The following is a 15,065-nucleotide window of genomic DNA, read 5'->3' on the forward strand; positions in this document are numbered from 1 at the left end:
CAATTGGTTCACTGCGTGGTCCATTACATGGTGGAGCAAACGAAGCAGCGATGGAAATGATTGAAAACTGGACGTCAGCCGACGAAGCTGAGCGAGAAATGCTGGGTAAATTGGAACGTAAAGAAAAGATCATGGGCTTTGGACATGCAATCTACAAAGACAATGATCCACGTAATGGCATCATTAAAATTTGGTCTGAGCGCTTAGCCAAAGATGTCGGTGACACGGTTCTTTATCCAGTTTCAGTACGTTGTGAAGAAGTGATGTGGCGTGAGAAGAAACTATTCTGTAACGCAGACTTCTTCCATGCATCGGCTTATCACTTCATGGACATTGCGACCAAATTATTCACACCAATCTTCGTGATGAGCCGTGTCACAGGTTGGGCGGCACATGTAATGGAACAACGTGCAGACAACCGTATTATTCGCCCAAGTGCGGACTATACGGGGCCTGAACTGCGTAAAGTGGTGCCGATTGAAGAACGTTCAGCGGCTTAATATGAAGCTCTGATACATTATAAAAAAGCCTCTTCGGAGGCTTTTTATATGCAATTTTTTTGTTGATTTTTCTCACGGGTTAATTCATATAAATATTTAATTTTAATGAAATAATAGATAATTAAAAGAATAGAATTGCTATAATCGCGACCGTTTATTTCTTCATTTTTATTGTAATTTACTTTATGAAACATAAGTTTTTGTGTGCATCAGCACTGTTTTTGGGGGTGTCTCATTCTGCTTTCGCCATGCCATTTGATCCACTTATTGGAACATGGAAAGTGATTGATGATCGGACTGGGTATTATATTTCAGATATTGTGATTCGTAAGAATTCTAAAACATCACAATATAGCGCAGTGGTGACCAAGTACTATCCTTTGGCTGGAGCGCCTGTGAGTGATGTATGTAGTAAGTGTCAGGGTGGGCTTAAGGATAAACCGATTTTTGGTATGCAAGTGCTGAATGGCTTAATGGGTGATGCAACAGGTCAAAAATTCGCAAAAGGCCAATGGCTGAATCCTCAAGATGGCCGTGTGTATAACATCAATACTGCGCAGTTAAATGCAGGTAAAGATCTGATGAAGGTACAAGCCTCAGCAAAAGATGCGAAAGGTTTGAGCAACATGACATGGAAAAAGCTTTAAGTCTTTTGATTGTGTCGATAAGGCCATTGCACTTTCATAGTGCGGTGGCTTTTTTTATGGATAAAAAAGCTGGAAGGGTATTTGCTAGACTTGTTGAATCCGTATAAAAAGGGAAAATCATCTTTCGGAGTGCATAGTCAAAGTAAATGTTAGTCTATTCAATCGATGAGATGTACGTCATGACAGAGAGATGATTAACATTTACTTAATTGATAATGATAATTATTATTGTGTGTTAAGCTTTGGTATCTCATGGCTGTATATACGAAAAATGACTCATCTTTATAGAAAGATTTTTACTACTGTGCTTTGGCGAATTTTTGGCTCGTTATTGATTTTGGGTGCCAGTTTAAGTATTTATGCGAAACCTGAAATGAAACCTTTACCTGCCAATATTGCTGAAATCGGCTCGGCGTATTACAGTTTTAAAGTCAAAGAATTTGAAACTACAGATCCAAATAAAACTTATAGCGTTTGGTTAGGTATTCCAAAGACAGTACAGAAGACGCAGAACGCGTATGCATCGGTCTTTATGCTGGATGGAAACGCTGCGATGTCCCATCTAAATGAAGAAATACTTAAGTCTTTGTATGAAAATGATGCCCCTGTATTGGTTGCCATTGGTTATAAAACCAATTTGCCATTTGCCACAGCTTTTCGTTCACTTGACTATACTCCAGCAGATTTATTAACGGGAAAATCTACCCAAGACCCAAGAAATCCAGAGTGGATGAGCGGGGGAAGTGCTGATTTTAGAAATGTGATTTTGAAGGATATTGCTCCTTGGGTTGAGCAAAATGTAAAACTGGATGCGCAAAGAAGAGCGTTGTGGGGGCATTCCTATGGAGGGCTTTTTGTGCTTGATAGCTTGCTAGATGGGCGTTATTTCAGCCATTTCTTTGCTGCAAGTCCATCACTTTCTTGGGCCGATGAGCGTATGATGCAAAAAATTAGAGCAGTAAAATTAACCAAAGAGCCACAAAAACATGTATTGCTGATGGAAGGTGATCTTTTAACACATACTGGAGCACAGCAAAGCGCTAATTTTGATGCAAATGGTATTAATAAAAATAGAGAAATTTTGTCTATATTCGATCAGCAAGGTGTCAAGGCTGAATTTTTAATCTATCCAAATCTAAAGCATGGTGAGGTATTTAAAGTGTCCTTATTGGATTTGCTTTCAAATAAATTATATTGATGGTATTTAAACTATCTGAACATAAAAGCCTGACCATATGATCAGGCTTTTATGTTCAACAACGTTAAACAGGATTTTGTTCTAGTAGTACTTGGCCATATTGGGCGCGGAGTTCACGTTTTAGCATTTTACCCGTACCGCTCAGTGGAATACTGTCGACAAAAATCACACGGTCAGGGATCTGCCATTTCGCAATTTTGTCGGTATAGTAGTCTAAAATACTTTGTTCAGTGACCGTGCTATCGGGTTTCTTCACAGCGATGACAATAGGACGCTCATCCCATTTTGGATGTTCGGCTGCAATAACGGCTGCCATAAGAATGTCTGAATGTCCCATCGCAAGGTTTTCAAGTTCAACCGATGAAATCCATTCGCCGCCAGACTTAATTAAATCTTTAGAGCGGTCACTGATGCATAAGAAGCCGTCTTCATCTAAGGTTGCAATATCACCTGTGTCAAACCAGCCATCGGTCGTGAGTGCGGATTCATCTTTACCAAAGTAACTGTCAATAATCCAGTGGCCTTTAATTTGTAGATTTCCAATCTGCTCACCATCGCGGGCAATTTCATGGTTGCCTTTTTCTTCATCGGTAAGACGTAAATCCACGCCAAAAGGCGGACGGCCTTGAGATAGGCGCAGCTGGAAACGTTCTTGTTCAGAGAGCTGTTGATGTTTGGCTTTAAGCTGGTTGGCAGAGCCGAGTGGACTGGTTTCGGTCATGCCCCATGCGTGAATGGTGTCGCAGTTATAGTCATTTTTAAAGGCCGCTAACATGGATGGTGGGCAGGCTGAACCCCCGACAACGTTACGGTTCATACTTGCCAGCTGACTGCCTGTTTGTTTGGCTGCTGCCAGTAAACCTTGCCAAATGGTTGGTACACCCAAAGCCACAGTGACTTTATACGTGTCAATCATGTTCACTAAACTTGGTCCATCTAAACCCGGCCCTGGCAGAACAACTGTACAGCCGACCATAGCTGCTGCATAAGGCGTACCCCAAGCATTGACATGGAACATGGGTACTACAGGCAACATGATATCATTTGCAGATAAATTAAGAGAATCGGGTAGGCTGATAGCAAAACTATGCAAAATGGTAGAGCGGTGGCTATATAGCACACCTTTTGGATTTCCAGTTGTGCCTGAGGTGTAACACAAAGAGCTTGCGGTTTGCTCATCAAAGCTTGGCCATGTGAACTGTTCAGACTCTTTCCTGACCAAGTCATCATAAAATTTCACATCGGCAATTTTTTCTGTAATAGCGTCATCTGCGGCATCTAAACAGATAAAGTGCTCTACATGGGGTAAATGTGCTTTTACCGCAGCAATAAGTGGCGCAAAGGTTTTATCAAATAACACCACGCGGTCTTGGGCATCATTGATAATAAAAATCAGTTGTTCTGGAAATAAACGTGGGTTGATAGTGTGGCAAATATAACCACTGCCAGAGATCGCATACCAAGATTCTAGGTGACGATGATTGTTCCATGCGATGGTCGCTACACGGTCACTTTGCGAAAGCCCTAAGCCTTTGAGTACATTGGCAAATCGCTTAGAGTTGGCTGCGACTTTGGCCCAGTTGGTTTCAGTGATACTGCCGTCTGTATTTTTAGAAATAATGGCTGTATCCGCATGGTAGCGTTCTGCGTGATCAATAAGATTGCTAATCAATAGCGGTTGAAACATCATACGTCCAAGCATGTATAAATATCCTTATCGTTGCTTTTTTATCAAACTCTTTATTGGTTACTCGAAACATCTGTTTTGAGCATTAATAATTGTATTTTTATCCTAGCTTGATCCAAATTTAAATCAAGCATTCTTTCAATCTCAGCCGTATTTTTAAAAGCGATGTGAAGCAGAACCACAAGTAAATGAAAAGCATCATTTAAAAAAGTAAATGACCATTTATCACTTTATGCTGTTATTCGACAAAAGGCACTTGAAATTTATAAAAAGTATGTTTAAAACTGTGTATAGCTCATGAGATATGAGTTGTGGGTATGTCAGGAAGATATACCTATTTTAAGAAGCAAATTTTTAAAAATCACTTACAGGAGTTAAAAATGCTTCAGTTGTTTAAAAAACTATTTTGCATCCACGTTTATGAATATGAACAAATGACTGAAATTGGGGAGCATATGGAATGCCGAAAGTGCGGTGATTCTAAAACCGACTAATCATCTTAAGGAAAAGTGAGCGAAAGCTCACTTTTTTAATGTCTATCATTTTTTATGGCTTGGTTTGACTGAATTGACTCGGAACCGCTTACAATAGCCGCATCACAGTGTTTAGCGTATTCGGATGATGACCAAAAATTTTCAAGCACAGACTTATATTGTTGATGATAATTTGAGTGATACCTTAAGCTGGCTGTGTCAGCATCAAGAGTGTTTTGATTCTTTTCACTATGACGCGATTCGCCAAACCTTAACCGTACGCCATGCAAATGGTGAAGATGAGATCTTCCAAGGCGATTATCTGAATGCCAGTTACGGCATTTTAATTACTGCGCATAATTTTGCTCAGTCGCCTGAAGGTTAAATAGATAGACATTAAAAAAGCCCCATATTGAAATAAGGGGCTTTTTTGTGCTTAGCAGCTCTTAGGTATTAGCTTGCCATGGCATCTAAGCTAAGGTCTGCCACTGTTGGTTTTGGCTTTTCTGCCACTAAACCTAATTTGGTGAACAGTTGACGATCTTTACCTTCGCCTGCATTTGGTGTGGTCAATAGTTTCTCACCCGAGAACAATGAGTTTGCACCCGCCATAAATGCAAGTGCTTGGTCTGAGTCAGAAAGTGCTTCACGACCAGCAGATAGGCGGATATAGCTGTGTGGCATGATAATGCGCGCAACAGCAATGGTACGAATCCATTCCGTCACATCGAGTTTTTCAACATCTGCCAGTGGCGTGCCTTCAATTGGAACCAACATGTTGATTGGCACAGATTCTGGGTGAATTGGCATCGTTGCAAGCTCTTGCAATAAACCAATACGGTCTTCTTTCTTTTCACCCAGACCAACAATACCACCACTACACACTTTCATGCCTGCTTGACGGACATATTCTAAAGTATTTAAACGATCGTCAAAGGTACGTGTGCTAATAATATGTGAATAATACTCACGTGAGGTGTCGAGGTTATGGTTGTAATAATCTAAACCTGCATCTTTTAAACGCCCAGCTTGAGACTCATTCAGCATCCCTAAAGTCATGCAAGTCTCTAAACCAAGTGCTTTCACCTCTTTAACCATTTCTAGTACATAAGGCATGTCACGTTCATGTGGGTTACGCCAAGCCGCGCCCATACAAAAACGGGATGAGCCTGAGGCTAAAGCTTCTTTAGCTTCTGAAATCACTTTGTCTACAGCAATTCGCTTTTCGGCTTCAAGTTTTGAGTCATAACGTGCTGACTGAGAGCAGTACTTACAGTCTTCAGGACATTTTCCTGTTTTAATCGACAATAAAGTACTGACTTGAATGGTGTTGGCTTGGAAATGTTGGCGATGTACGGTCTGCGCTTGAAAGACGAGATCAAGAAAAGGCTGATCATACAAAGCTTCGATTTCTTCACGCGTCCAATCATTGCGTAGGTTCATAATGGCGATCCATTTTTAATTCTAACTTGTATACATCATACATTTAACGTGCCAACTTAAAAGGCATTATTGCTCAGTTTTAATAGTATCTCCCGATTATGTTTTTAATTTTATCTTTTTATGAGATTGTAAAAATAGTTGCAAAGTTGAACACTTTTCATGAAATTTAGCCACAAAATTCTATTTATTTGGATGTTGGTTTACATTGAAAATGCAGCTAAATAGATAAAATAAATAAAATTATGCAAGCAACTGGCTATTTGATTGAACCTTTCTAGATTGAGTCCGTTCGAAGCAAGTTTTACTGCTTTTTTATCCGTTGTTCTTGGATGGCCCAGTCAATATGGACTTGCACAATATCGTTAAGCTCTGGGCGAGAAGCTTGTAATTGCTGCAATATTTCATCTGAAAATGGCGCGTTACCCAAACCAATCGCGACATTTCGCATAAAACTTTGATAGCCAGTACGACGCAGGGGACTCCCTTCGGTATTTGCCATAAAGGTGTTTTCATCCCATTGCCAAAGATCAAGCAGTTGAATGTCATCCAAGCCATGACGTGGGTTAAAATCATCAATCGGTGTGGTTTTGGCAAAGCTATTCCACGGGCAAATGAGCTGACAGTCATCGCAACCAAACACACGGTTACCAATACCGCGGCGTAGTTCTTCTGGAATAATGCCCTGAAACTCAATGGTTAAATAGGCAATGCATTTACGCGCATCTAATAAATAAGGCTCAACAATCGCTTGAGTCGGGCAAATATCAATACACGCGCTACATGAACCGCAGTGTTTGGTGGTGGCTTGGTCAAAAGGTAGCTCTAAAGAGGTAAAGAGTTCGCCTAAGACAAAAAATGAGCCTGATGTTTTATGGATGAGTAAGGTGTGTTTACCGACCCAGCCCATCCCTGCATTTTCAGCCAATGATTTCTCAAAAATGGGTGCGGAGTCTGCAAAGGGGCGAGATTCAAAATCGCCAACTTTGGCTTTGATTTTCTGAGAAAGGGTCTTTAAACGCCCACGCATAACTTTGTGATAGTCACGTCCGCGTGCATAACGCGCAATGATGGCGCTATTTGGTGCAAAAGGCACAAGACGTGGTTCAGGAACGGCAACCAAATAATCCATACGCACACAAATAATGCTTTTGGTGCCCGGAACAAGCAAGGTTGGATCTGCGCGTTTTTCTAAGTTTTCAGCAAGAAAATGCATGTCACCATGATAACCAAGTTCTAAATATTTTTTAAAACGCGGCAATTCAACTTGAGCATTTGGTTTGGCGATGACACAATCAGAAAATCCTAAAGCCAGTGCTTCAGCTTTAATCCAAGCCTTAAGCTGCTCTGGATCATATTGATCTACAGGGATTTTTGAGGAAGATGTGGATGTTGTCATAACCAAGAACAAAGGAAAAATCATGCATCAGCAAGTGTACCACAGCAGTGAGATTCAAGCATGGGAAGGGCGTTGGTTCGCGCAGCAAAATGGTGCTTATGGGTTGATGCAACAAGTCGCATGGGCAACAACTGAACATATGCTGCCTAGGCTTAAACAGCAGCAAGTCAAAAGCGTTGCGGTGTGTTGTGGTCAAGGCAACAATGCAGGTGACGGTTACTTGATTGCATCGTATCTAGCCGCGCAAGGTTATGACGTTGAAATTTATGCAGCTGCTTTGGGAGAGTCTGTATCCCTACAACAAGCACATGCAGCAGCTGTGCAACAGGGGATAATGATTCATACCGGTTTTGATTTTCAATGCCCTTATGATGCTTATATTGATGCTTTGTTTGGCATAGGATTAAACCGTGAACTCAGTTCAGACTGGCAGGCAGTGATTCAGCAGATCAATAGTCAAATAGGTTTAAAAATTGCGGTTGATATTCCGAGTGGTTTGCAGGCCAACACTGGGCAAGCTTTACCTTGTGCAGTTGTCGCCGATTATACCTTTACGGCTCTGGGCTTGAAGGCTGGTTTATTTACTGGGGAGGGTAAAGCTTATGCAGGAGTCGTTGAGCTTATTTCGCTACTTCCTGTAGACAGTGCTTTAAAACCTTTAGCTTCACTTGCTCCACAGCATGTGCAGCTTGTACCGCGTCAAGCCTTTGGACATAAAGGAAGTTACGGGCATGTACTGGTGATTGGGGGACATGCGCAGATGGGGGGTGCGGTGATGTTAGCCGCAGAAGCCGCCTTTCATGCCGGTGCTGGCAAGGTGACCGTGGTATGTGATGTAAAACACCATACTGCAATTTTAGCTCGTGCACCCAATATTATGCTGCGTGATATTAACCAAATGTCGCTCCAAGAGCGTGAAGCGTTGGTGGCACATGTGGATGCAGTCAGTTTTGGTATGGGGTTGGGAAGAGACTCGTGGGCTCAGCAGCAGTTTGATGCATGGTTTCCACTCATTCAGACCAGTGCTTTACAGGTGGTGTTGGATGCGGATGCCTTATGGTTTTTGGCTGAAAAGCCTGTAAAAATAGGTGAACAGGTCTATGCAACACCGCATCCTGGGGAGGCCGCGACTTTACTCGGTATGAGTACTTCAGCGGTGGAGTCTGACCGTATTGCAGCTATTTATGCCTTACAAGAAAAATATGCAGGACAATGGGTGCTGAAAGGTTCGGGAAGCTTGATTTTAGATACGCAACTTTGGATTTGTACCGCAGGTAATCCAGGGATGGGGACAGGTGGAATGGGTGATGTATTGGCAGGCATGATTGCCAGTTTAAAAGCGCAGTTGCAGGATGACATTGCGTTACACCAAATTGTGACCTTACATGCTCAAGCAGGCGACCTTTTGGCTCAGCAAGGTGAACGTGGTTTACAAGCGCAGCAAATGAGTCAGGCAATTTATACGGTCGTGAACCGAGAACATTCAGTATGACAGCAGTAAAACTAACCATATTGGGAAAAGTACAGGGTGTTGGATATCGACGCTGGTTTGCACAATATGCTGTTGCTTTAGGTTTAAAGGGTTATGTAATGAATCTGGATTCAGGTGCAGTTGAAGCATTACTTTTGGGTGATGATGGTGCGGTTGCCGAACTGGTGAATCGTGCTAAAGTTGGGCCAAGTGATGCAGCAGTTACTGATGTGGTCATCGTAGAACTTGCTTCAGAACAGCAAATATTTACAGATTTTCAAATACGTCGCGAATGACCAAGTATTTAAAAATAAAAAAAGGGCGGAAGTTAAACTTTCGCCCTTTTTTTAAGATTGTTAAATCTTAGTGGTGGTGACCACCAGCACCGTGCGCATGGCCGTGCTGTAATTCTTCTTCAGTTGCATCGCGGATTTCTACGATTTCAACTTCGAAAGTTAAGTCTTGACCAGCAAGTGGGAAGTTCGCATCAACAATTACGTTTTCGCCTTCAACTGCTTTTACAGTTACGATTTGAACGCCATCATCAGTTTGAGCTTGGAACTGCATACCCGCTTGGATGTTGTCTACGCCTTGGAACATCTGAGCTGGAACTTCTTGAACGAGTTCAGGGTTGTATTCGCCATAACCTTCAGCAGCAGGAACGGTAACAGTGAATTTTTCACCTACAGTTTTGCCTACCAATGCATTTTCTAAACCTGGGATGATGTTACCTGCGCCGTGCAAATATGCAAGTGGTTCACCTTGTGATTGGTCTAGCGTTTCGCCTTCAGCGTTAGTCAATTTGTAGTTGAAAGAAACCACGTGATCATTTGCGATAGCAGTCATGTTTTTCGTCCATTCATTTAGAATTTAAGGGGTATATCATAAAGTGAAAAGCAGCTTTTGTAGACTAAATTTAGCAAAAAAACTGCATTTTCCACGTTCTTATGGCGTTTTTTTATTAGTGGGGACGCATTTTTAGATTTCAATGCAATTTTATTTTCGGACCGACTTTTTTATTCATCAGGTCTTTTGCGGTCATCAGCCCAGCTTGGGTATAGCCATGTAAGGTGGCCTGATGGATTCGATATAAAGAAACATACATGGTTTTTGCCAGCACGCCTTGCACATTAACTTGGCCCAGTAGCTCGCCAACAGCTTTGTATTGACTGAGGGAAACCAAAGAGCCTTTGTCAGAAAATTTAAACATCGGCAAAGACTGACCACGAATGCGTGCTTTGAGCGCACGTACCAAAAAGGCAGCTTGTTGACTGGCCACTTGAGCGCGTGGGCCAAGGACTGGTTCATCGGCCGCGGGCTGGCAGTGAGCACAATCGCCAAAGGCAAAAATGTTGGGGTCGGAACGGGTTTGCAAAGTCGCATAAACTTTAAGGCGGCCAATCGCATCTTTTTCAAAGCCTTCAAGCGCATTTAAAACGACAGGCGCTTTGATGCCCGCTGCCCAAACTTTAAGATCGGCATCGATTTGTGAGCCGTCAGCAAAATAGACATGGTCTTTATCTAACTTTGCAACACGGTGATGGGTGAGGACTTCAACGCCAAGCTTTTCCAATTGGGTATGGGTGTGATTTGCCATTTTTGTGGATAGGGCGGGAAGAATACGGTTCGCTGCCTCAATCAAGGTCACTTTGACTTTATTTGGATCAATTTTATTGAGACCGTATTTAAAAAAGGTACTTTTCGCATGGACCAATTCGGCTGCAAGCTCAACTCCTGTGGCACCTGCACCAATAATCGCAATATTGAGTGCGCGTGTTTCGGGACGGTTTTGTGCATCCAAATATAAATGTAGAAGGTCTTGTTGGAAAATTTCAGCTTGCTGGCGACTGTCGAGGAAGTGGCAGTAATGTTTAGCGCCTTCGGTCGCAAAGTCGTTAGAGGTCGAGCCGACTGCAAGGACTAAGGTATCGTAGTTGAGTTCAAACTGCGTGGTTTCAGTGCTTTGTTTGGCATATTGGCGTGCTTCAAGTTTTACTTGTTTATGTTCTTGATCTAAGCCGACAAAACGACCCAAAACAAACTCATAATGATGTTTAGAAGCATGTGCAAAATAATTGATTTCTTCAACACTTGGATTGAGTGTACCTGCCGCAATTTCGTGGAGTAAGGGTTTCCAGATGTGGGTGAGGTTTTGATCGACGAGGGTGATTTTAACCCATTTGGATTTTGCGAAGCTGTCACCGAGTTGCGTTGCTAACTCTAGACCACCAGCACCACCGCCAATAATAACAATATGGTGTGGCACTTGTTCTGTTTGTACAGCCATATGAAGCAACCTATTTATTATTAAAAAAAGAAGATGACATTGAATATGCCATCTTCTTGATTTATTGATAATTAGATTGTCTTACAAGTTACATAAAGTATAAAACTCGGGATACTGCTCGAACTTAACCGAGTGTATAGGTTTTTACTTTAGGTTCATCGCTTGATAAAAATGGAAACAAGCTTTTGAACCAAAACATTAGACGCTGGAAAATATTGGCTTCTTCAATTTGTACATCTTCTTCAATGGTGAATGTTTGAATGAGCTGATTGTTTTGATAGACCTGCACTTTCGCCAGTTGCATCACTTCAGCCAGCGGAGCGGTCAGCTTGTTTTGCAACACTTCAATATTGAAATGCGTTTTTGTGGACTCTAATGGATCAATGCGTTGAATGGTGCCATTGCCTGTATTGAGCATAATGCGTTGGTTGGTCTGGTCAAAGGCATGTAAGTCAATGGCATATGGTTGATCGTACAGTGATGTAGTCACAATTTTCGGTTGCTTACTTTTCACTTTAAACATTTTCAATGTCGATTTGACGACAGGTAGTTCAGCGATAATTTGCTTATCTTTTAGTGCAACTTCGTTACGAGTATAGGTATAAGACAAATTCATAAGGTTATGTGCAACTTCAGCACGCTTTGCTGCACTTTCTGTACCTAAAACGATGACCACCAAACGACGGTTTGGATTGTCTGGATTCATGGTCGGGCGGTTTGCTGTCAGGGCTAAATTGTATCCCGCTGCTTTGGTATAACCTGTTTTTAAGCCATCTACTGTCGGGTCTTGTTTTAACAGAACATTGGTTGCACGGTGAAAGCGTTGGTTGTAGCTAAAACTTTGCTGTTTTGAATAGTATAAATAGTCTGGCGTTTCATTCACCAAGGCTTGGCCTAGTAGCGCTAAATCATGTGCGGTTGAATAGTGCTCTGGCATGGTGATACCCGCAGGGTTTTGAAAATGCGTTTCAGTCATTCCCAGCGCTTTGGCTTCTTGGTTCATTCGTGCAACAAAGTTTGGAATATCACCTGAGATGCGTTCCGCTAAAGTCACGGCTGCGTCGTTGGCAGACATCACCACTAAACCGGCTAGAAGCTGATCCACAGAAATCTGTTCACCTTGTTTTAAGTACATTTGGGACTCATCCCACATCACAGTACTGACCACAGGTGTTGCGGTAAGAATTTCGCTCTTATTGAGCTTTCCTGCATTGATTTCTTTGAGTGCAATATACGCCACCATCATTTTGGTGAGCGAAGCGGGTGCACGTTGAACATGACTATTATGCTCTGCAATGACTTGCCCCGATTGGCTGTCAAAAACTGTCCAAGCTTGAGCTTCAACTGTTTCAGGAACAATGTTGAGCAATGCCGCTTGAGTGAAACTTGAACATAAGGCGAAGAGTGTAGCGATGAAGTAGATGACAGCTTTCAATGAAATTCCCTAACCAAGCCATTCCGTGACTTTTAAACCTAAAACAGCTGCAAATGCTATGCCTTTTTTACCTCAATGACCAGTCAAAAATGCAGACAAATGTGACTGTGACGCAAAACTGACGTAAATAATGCTAAGCTAAGTTATAACTCATTTCATTTTATTTTGTATCGCCCATTATGTTGCATTATCAGATCGAATTTGACGATTATCGTCAGCACCTTATACACGTGACTTTACGTTTTGTAGCAGACCCAACACAGGTACTTTCATTACCAACTTGGATTCCGGGTAGTTACCTCATTCGCGAGTTTTCAAAGCATATTGAATCGGTTCGTGCATATGATGAAGAAGGGCGTTTGTTAGAAATCCAAAAATTTGAAAAGAATAAATGGCGTCTTTTTAATACTGATCATGAACTGATTACGGTTGAGTATGATGTCTATGCCTATGATCTGTCGGTGCGCGGTGCGTATGTAGATCAAACCCGTTTATATGTAAATCCAGCATGCGCTTGCTTAGGTTTGGAGGGTCAAGAGGACAAAGCAGTTGAAGTTGAATTGTTCCTTCCAGATAAGCTAAAACACTTCCAATTGGCCACTGGTATGGCTTCAAAAAGCCTCGTTAAAGGTCGTTTTACTTTAAAAGCCAAAAACTATGCCGAGCTAATTGATGCACCATTGGAGTTGGCAGAACAGACGCGTTTTAGTTTTGAAGCCAATGGTATTCCACATGAGTTTGTGGTGTCAGGTAAACATGCCATGAATGCTGCACGTATGCAGCAAGACATTGAAAAAATCTGCGCAACAGAAATTTCAATGTTTGGCTCAGCGCCATTTTCAAACTACATCTTTATGACGATGGCGACAGCAAATAGCTATGGTGGTTTGGAGCATCCAAATTCAACTAGCTTGATTAGTCCACGTGAAGACTTACCAAAAGCCAATGAGCCTGAAGAGCCGTCTGAAGACTATCAACGTTTCTTGGGTTTATGTAGTCATGAATACTTCCACTCATGGTTGGTTAAATTCATTCGTCCTGAAAACTTTGTCAATTATGATCTAAATAAAGAAGGCTATACCTCTTTGCTTTGGATTTTTGAAGGTTTCACGTCTTATTATGATGACCTGATTTTGCTACGTAGTGGTGTGATTTCCCAAGCCTCATATATCAAACTACTCAAAACTCAGATTGATCGCTATTTGCAAAATCCGGGTCGTTTTGTTCAGTCTGTGTCTGAGTCTAGCTTCGATGCATGGGTGAAATTTTACCGTCAGGATGAAAACTCGAACAATGCAGGCACTAGCTATTACAACAAAGGTTGTTTGGTTGCCCTATGTTTAGACTTAGGTTTGCGCTTACGTGGTTCAAGCCTAGACGCGCTTATGCATAAACTTTATGAGAACGCGCAAAAGGGCATACAAGTACATGAGCGTACAATTGTTGAGTTGTGTAATGAGCTGACAGGTGATAATTGGATTGAGCAAATCAATCACTTAATTAACACCACAGATGAGTTGCCGCTGGATCAACTTTTCCCTGAGTTTGGTTTAAGTTATAGCCTGAAAAATGATAAGTCATTGCCGTTAGGTTTAAAGCTTGTAGATAAGCCAGAAGGCGTCTTGGTGCAAAGCGCACGTCGTGATGGTGCTGCTGCTCAAGCTGGCCTTTCTGCCCATGATGTGATCATTGCGATTGATGGTCTCAAAGCAACGGTGAAACTGGTAGAAAAGTATGCCAAGCAAGAAGGCTCGTATAGCATTTTGGCATTCCGCCGTGATGAGTTGATGAGCTTTGTCGTAAAAGCTGCTGGTTCAGAGTTGACGGAAGTTGAATTGAAAGTTGAAGACCAAGCGAAAGCAGATAAGTGGTTCAAGGCTTAATCCCTAAGCCACTTTATTTGATTCTGTTGAGATAGAAACCGATGCCTAGGCATCGGTTTTTTTATATGTGCTTATTTGCGAGCATTAACTACCACGGTAAGTGGAATAGCCGTATGGGCTAATTAACAGCGGAATATGGTAATGATCCAATGAGCCATCAATGACAAATACCACGGGCACTTCTGGAAAGAACGAGCGCTGATTTTTTTGGCGAAACCAATCACCCGTTTTAAAGGTAACTTTGTACACACCTTTTTGTAAGGTCGTATCTTTGGGATATAAATCGTTGATTCGACCGTGGTCATCAGTCGTGCTTGAGCTGATTTCTGTCCATTTATCATTTTGTTGGGCTTCAAGTGTCACTTTGACATTGGCAGAAGGGAGACCATTTTCCAAATTCAGCACATGGACGCTCAATGGATTTTGAGCAAAACACCAAGAAGAAAAACCAAGTCCAATGAGCGGAAGCAGCATTTTTAGCATTGAATTGACCCTTACCGTTGCAGGAAAAAGATTCAGTTTAACCAACCATATAAAAATCATAGGTTTAAAAATGTAAAAATTGAGGAGTACGCGTAGAGGGTTTATGTATCAATATTTAAGCTTCGGCATGATGAATGGCTCTGCCAATTTAAATTTAGCGGT

Annotated in this window: 14 protein-coding genes; 7 read left to right on the forward strand and 7 right to left on the reverse strand. The window is 41.9% G+C overall.

All coding sequences use genetic code 11. The features are described from left to right. The 3 genes from RR876_RS09225 to RR876_RS09235 all read left to right on the forward strand — a co-directional run. On the forward strand, positions 1-500 hold a 500-nt coding region (locus tag RR876_RS09225; protein WP_332637072.1), incomplete at its 5' end, for a citrate/2-methylcitrate synthase. A gap of 185 nt (positions 501-685) precedes the next feature. Next, positions 686-1,147: a DUF2147 domain-containing protein gene (locus RR876_RS09230; protein ID WP_332477430.1), complete on the forward strand. Its 462-nt coding sequence runs from the start codon at positions 686-688 to the stop codon at positions 1,145-1,147. A gap of 190 nt (positions 1,148-1,337) precedes the next feature. Next, the gene (locus tag RR876_RS09235; protein WP_332477429.1) at positions 1,338-2,345 is read left to right on the forward strand and encodes an alpha/beta hydrolase-fold protein; all 1,008 of its coding nucleotides are present in this window, start codon (positions 1,338-1,340) and stop codon (positions 2,343-2,345) included. A 64-nt stretch (positions 2,346-2,409) separates the two neighbouring features. Here the strand turns inward: RR876_RS09235 and RR876_RS09240 are convergent, their stop codons facing one another. Continuing rightward, positions 2,410-4,047, reverse strand: a complete 1,638-nt coding sequence (locus RR876_RS09240; protein ID WP_332477428.1) for a long-chain-fatty-acid--CoA ligase — start codon at positions 4,045-4,047, stop codon at positions 2,410-2,412. Positions 4,048-4,653: 606 nt separating this feature from the next. Between RR876_RS09240 and RR876_RS09245 the strand changes: the two genes are divergently transcribed. Further along, positions 4,654-4,890, forward strand: coding sequence for a hypothetical protein (locus RR876_RS09245; RefSeq protein WP_205668114.1), 237 nt, complete (start codon positions 4,654-4,656; stop codon positions 4,888-4,890). Positions 4,891-4,958: 68 nt separating this feature from the next. Here RR876_RS09245 and bioB read toward each other — a convergent pair whose 3' ends face one another. After that, the gene (gene bioB / locus RR876_RS09250; RefSeq protein WP_004981788.1) at positions 4,959-5,948 is read right to left on the reverse strand and encodes a biotin synthase BioB; all 990 of its coding nucleotides are present in this window, start codon (positions 5,946-5,948) and stop codon (positions 4,959-4,961) included. Positions 5,949-6,249: 301 nt separating this feature from the next. Next, on the reverse strand, positions 6,250-7,344 hold the full coding sequence (gene queG, locus RR876_RS09255; RefSeq protein WP_332477427.1) for a tRNA epoxyqueuosine(34) reductase QueG: 1,095 nt from the start codon (positions 7,342-7,344) through the stop codon (positions 6,250-6,252). Positions 7,345-7,366: 22 nt separating this feature from the next. Here queG and RR876_RS09260 point away from each other — a divergent pair, with 22 nt between their 5' ends. Continuing rightward, on the forward strand, positions 7,367-8,836 hold the full coding sequence (locus tag RR876_RS09260; RefSeq protein ID WP_332477426.1) for an NAD(P)H-hydrate dehydratase: 1,470 nt from the start codon (positions 7,367-7,369) through the stop codon (positions 8,834-8,836). Continuing rightward, positions 8,833-9,111 carry an acylphosphatase gene (locus tag RR876_RS09265; protein ID WP_332477425.1) on the forward strand — a complete coding sequence of 93 codons (279 nt, stop codon included), beginning with the start codon at positions 8,833-8,835 and terminating at the stop codon, positions 9,109-9,111. Before RR876_RS09260 ends, RR876_RS09265 begins: the two co-directional genes overlap by 4 nt. 67 nt (positions 9,112-9,178) lie before the next feature. On the opposite strand, the gene slyD is transcribed toward RR876_RS09265, so the two are convergent. The 3 genes from slyD to RR876_RS09280 form a co-directional block, all read right to left on the reverse strand. Continuing rightward, positions 9,179-9,661, reverse strand: coding sequence for a peptidylprolyl isomerase (gene slyD, locus RR876_RS09270; RefSeq protein WP_332477424.1), 483 nt, complete (start codon positions 9,659-9,661; stop codon positions 9,179-9,181). A 139-nt stretch (positions 9,662-9,800) separates the two neighbouring features. Then, the gene (locus RR876_RS09275; protein WP_332477423.1) at positions 9,801-11,102 is read right to left on the reverse strand and encodes an NAD(P)/FAD-dependent oxidoreductase; all 1,302 of its coding nucleotides are present in this window, start codon (positions 11,100-11,102) and stop codon (positions 9,801-9,803) included. A 124-nt stretch (positions 11,103-11,226) separates the two neighbouring features. Then, positions 11,227-12,537, reverse strand: coding sequence for a D-alanyl-D-alanine carboxypeptidase PBP6B (locus tag RR876_RS09280; RefSeq protein WP_332477422.1), 1,311 nt, complete (start codon positions 12,535-12,537; stop codon positions 11,227-11,229). A gap of 179 nt (positions 12,538-12,716) precedes the next feature. Here RR876_RS09280 and RR876_RS09285 point away from each other — a divergent pair, with 179 nt between their 5' ends. Then, positions 12,717-14,420 (forward strand): M61 family peptidase, encoded by a 1,704-nt coding sequence (locus RR876_RS09285; protein ID WP_332477421.1) that lies wholly within the window; start codon positions 12,717-12,719, stop codon positions 14,418-14,420. An 84-nt stretch (positions 14,421-14,504) separates the two neighbouring features. On the opposite strand, the gene uraH is transcribed toward RR876_RS09285, so the two are convergent. After that, entirely contained in the window at positions 14,505-14,903 is a 399-nt protein-coding gene (gene uraH, locus RR876_RS09290) for a hydroxyisourate hydrolase (protein WP_332477420.1), read from the reverse strand. Between the last annotated feature and the right edge of the window lie 162 nt (positions 14,904-15,065).

It is taken from the genome of Acinetobacter sp. (genome assembly GCF_036666595.1).
GTDB lineage: Bacteria > Pseudomonadota > Gammaproteobacteria > Pseudomonadales > Moraxellaceae > Acinetobacter.